We start from the raw sequence: 3,772 nt of genomic DNA on the forward strand, positions 1-3,772 counted from the left end.
CGTCCCGCCATGCGGCGGTCGGGCGGGATGGGAGACAGCCGTATGGACGCTGTGGCGGCGGCCGGACAGCAGGTTCAGGCAGGCGCGCGCGGTCTGCGCGTCCTCGGCCTTGGGCAGGATGCGCCGGCCAAGGGCCACGACCGTATCGGCGGCGATGACGAGTGCCGGGACATCGAGCGTAGCCGCCACATGGTCCGCCTTTTCAGCGGCCAGACGCTGGGCGTACGGGCGGGGCAGTTCGTCGCGCCGGGGTGTCTCGTCAATATTGGCGGGACATATCTGGTTCGGGACGATCCCGATCTGGCGCAGAAGCTCCAGCCGCCGGGGGGAGGCCGAGGCAAGGACCATCTGTGCGCCCGCATCCACCCCGGCAGGGGTGGAGGCTCCGGTCATGACCGACAATGCGCGGCTTACTTGAAGCGGAAGGTGATGCGACCCTTTGTCAGGTCATAGGGCGTCATTTCCACATTCACGCGGTCCCCCGCCAGGACACGGATGCGGTTCTTGCGCATCTTGCCGCTGGTATGGGCCAGAATGGTATGCTCATTATCCAGCGTGACGCGGAACATGGCGTTGGGCAGCAGTTCGGTTACCGTGCCACTGAATTCAATCATGTCTTCTTTAGACATCGTGTCCTTCGATCATTGGAATTGCCGTTTCGCCACGGGCCCGCAGCGTAATACGGTTGGTTTATGTGGGGATGTGAACGGCGGCGGTCAAGTTCCATCATGCGCGCGGTCCAGCGCGGCAAGCCTTACGGCCACGCTCAGGGCATGCGCGTCAAGCCCTTCCGCCTCCGCCAGGCTTACGGCGGCGGGGCCGATTTCACGTAGCGACTCGGCCTGCGCCTCGATGAACGTGGTGCGCTTGATGAAGTCGAACACCGAAAGGCCGGACGAGAAACGGGCCGTGCGGCTGGTCGGCAGCACGTGGTTGGGGCCGCCCACGTAATCGCCAATGGCTCGGGGCAGTACCGCCCGACAAAGATGGCCCCGGCATGGCGCACCCGTTCAAAGACCGGCGCGGGCGCATCGACCATGAGCTCCAGATGCTCCGGCGCGATCTCGTTGACCAGATCCGCCGCCTCATCCAGGTTCCGTACGGTAATGATCGCGCCATGGGCGTCCCAGCTTGTGCGGGCGATTTCCGCGCGCGGCAGGGTCTCGAGTTCCAGCGCCACGGCGCGTTCCACCTTCTCCGCCATGGCGGCATCGGGCGTAAGCAGGATGGATTGCGCCATGAGATCGTGTTCCGCCTGCGCCAGCAGGTCGAGCGCGATGGCGCGGGGGTCGTTATTGCCATCGGCCACCACGACCACTTCCGACGGGCCGGCGATGGAGTCGATTCCCACCGTGCCGAAAACCTGCCGCTTCGCTTCGGCCACATAGGCGTTGCCCGGCCCCACCACGCGGTCCACCGGGGGATGGTGGCGGTGCCGTAGGCCATCGCGCCCACGGCCTGCGCGCCGCCTACACGGTAGATTTCGGTCACGCCCGCGCGCCGTGCTGCCGCCAGCACCAGCGGGTTGAGCGTGCATCGGGCGTGGGAACGCACATGGCGATGCGCCCGACACCCGCGACATGGGCGGGAATGGCGTTCATCAGCACGGAGGAGGGATAGGCCGCCTTGCCGCCGGGCACGTACAGCCCGACCGAATCCAGCGCCGTCCAGCGCATGCCAAGCGTGACCCCGGCTGCATCGGTATAGCGCAGGGAATCGGGCATCTGTGATTTGTGGAACGACTCGATACGGGTCGCCGCCAGTTCAAGGGCTTCCAGCAGTTCGGGCGATACGCTGGCGCAGGCGGCGGTCACTTCTTCCGGCGTGATGCGCAGGGTTGCGGGTGTCACGTCCATGCGGTCGAAACGGCGGGTGAATTCGCACAGCGCCTCATCCCCGCGCTGGCGCACGGCGGCCAGGATTTCAGCCACAGGGGCGTCCACGCTGGCGGTGTCACTGTCGCGTTCGGCCAGCAGACCTTTGAACTGCGTGCGGAAATCGGGCTGCGTGGTGTCGAGGCGCTTCATGCCTTCTGGTCCTTGGCTTGCGCCGGGCGGGAAGCCAGCGCCGTACGGAAACGGTTGATAAGGGCGGTAATACGCTCGGGCTGGGTTTTCAGCGCCGTGCGGTTCACGATCAGGCGGCTGGTGACGTGGGCGATGACGTGGGTCTCCTCCAGCCCGTTGGCGCGCAGGGTGGACCCGGTATCGACCAGATCGACAATCAGGTGCGACAGGTCCAGCACCGGGGCCAGTTCCATCGCGCCATGCAGGTGGACGATGCTGGCGTTGATGCCGCGCGCCGCGAAATGCCGCCGCGTGATGGAGGGATACTTCGTCGCCACCCGCACCTGTGACAGGCGGTTGGGATTATCCTCCAGCCCGCTCCTGTCGCGCGGCTGGGCGATGGAAATGCGGCACCCCCCGATGCCCAGGTCAAGCGGGGCGTAGATTTCGGGGTAGTCGAATTCCATCAGCACGTCCGCGCCGCATATGCCGACCTGCGCGCCGCCAAAGGCGACGAAGGTCGCGACATCGAACGAGCGTACACGCACCACGTCCACACCGGGGTCGTTGGTTTCAAAACGCAGCAGGCGGCTTTTCTCGTCGTTGAAATCCGGGCCGGGCACAATGCCCGCCGTATGCAGAAGCGGCGCCGCGGCTTTGAGGATACGGCCCTTGGGCAGGGCCAGTACCAGCGGGCTATCCGTTTCCGGAACGGGGGACTGGGCCGGTGACAGGACGGTCAATGCATTCTCCGACATGAGAGCGGGCGCGCCCCGGCGGGCAGGGCGCTTTTTCGTGACATGCGCGCATACCACATTCGGCCATCATGCAGGAAGGGCGCTTTTCTCGTGCACTGCCCGTGACTAGCCCGCCACCCGCTCGATATGCGCGCCGCACTGGGCCAGCTTGCGCTCCACGGCTTCGTACCCGCGGTCAAGGTGGTAGACCCGGCTCAGGATCGTTTCCCCATGGGCGGCAAGGCCCGCGAGGATAAGCGAGAACGAGGCCCGCAGGTCCGTCGCCATGACCGGCGCGCCGGACAGGGAGTGGACGCCCCGGATGATGGCGGACGAGCCATGCACGTTGATGCGCGCACCCATGCGGTTGAGTTCGGGCACATGCATGAACCGGTTTTCGAAAATGGTTTCGGTCACCATGGAGGCCCCTTCCGCCACCGACAGTAGCGCCATGAACTGGGCCTGCATGTCGGTCGGGAAACCGGGATAGGGTTCGGTCATGATATCGACCCCGCGCAGCGCCCCGGTGCGCTGGACACGGATCGCCCCATCTTCCTGCACCATTTCCACGCCCGCTTCCTCCAGCGCGCGCACCACCGCGCCCAGATGCTCGATCTGGCCGCCGACAAGGCGCAGTTCGCCCCCGGTAATGGCGGCGGCGCAGGCATAGGTGCCGCATTCGATCCGGTCGGGCATGACACGGTACCGCGCGCCATGCAGTTCCTTCACGCCATCAATGACCAGCTTGCCGCTGCCCACGCCGGTAATGCGCGCGCCCATGGCGTTGAGACAGCCACCAGATCGCCAATTTCCGGCTCACGCGCGGCGTTGATGATCTCGGTCCGCCCCTTGGCCAGACAGGCGGCCATGAGCAGGTTTTCCGTGGCCCCCACCGAGGCGAAGGGCAGGATCACCCGCTCCCCCTTCAGCCCGTCGGGGGCGGAGGCGTTGATGTAGCCGTTTTCCAGCGTGATCCGGGCCCCCAGCGTTTCCAGCGCCTTGAGGTGCAGGTCAACGGGGCGGGTGCCG

The 3,772-nt window shown here is 66.2% G+C and carries 2 protein-coding genes and 3 pseudogenes; all 5 read right to left on the reverse strand.

Annotated elements, in window-relative coordinates:
* Positions 1-393 (reverse strand): annotated as a pseudogene (locus JCM25156_RS23595) (Maf family protein); the annotation flags it as partial.
* A gap of 17 nt (positions 394-410) precedes the next feature.
* Positions 411-629 (reverse strand): translation initiation factor IF-1, encoded by a 219-nt coding sequence (gene infA, locus JCM25156_RS10915; RefSeq protein WP_010508114.1) that lies wholly within the window; start codon positions 627-629, stop codon positions 411-413.
* An 87-nt stretch (positions 630-716) separates the two neighbouring features.
* Positions 717-2,027: pseudogene (gene hisD / locus JCM25156_RS23600) on the reverse strand (histidinol dehydrogenase).
* On the reverse strand, positions 2,024-2,764 hold the full coding sequence (hisG, locus tag JCM25156_RS10925) for an ATP phosphoribosyltransferase (RefSeq protein WP_034959402.1): 741 nt from the start codon (positions 2,762-2,764) through the stop codon (positions 2,024-2,026). The pseudogene hisD and the gene hisG overlap by 4 nt, the downstream one beginning before the upstream one ends.
* A 105-nt stretch (positions 2,765-2,869) precedes the next feature.
* Positions 2,870-3,772 (reverse strand): annotated as a pseudogene (gene murA / locus JCM25156_RS23605) (UDP-N-acetylglucosamine 1-carboxyvinyltransferase); the annotation flags it as partial.

The organism is Komagataeibacter kakiaceti JCM 25156, from assembly GCF_000613305.1.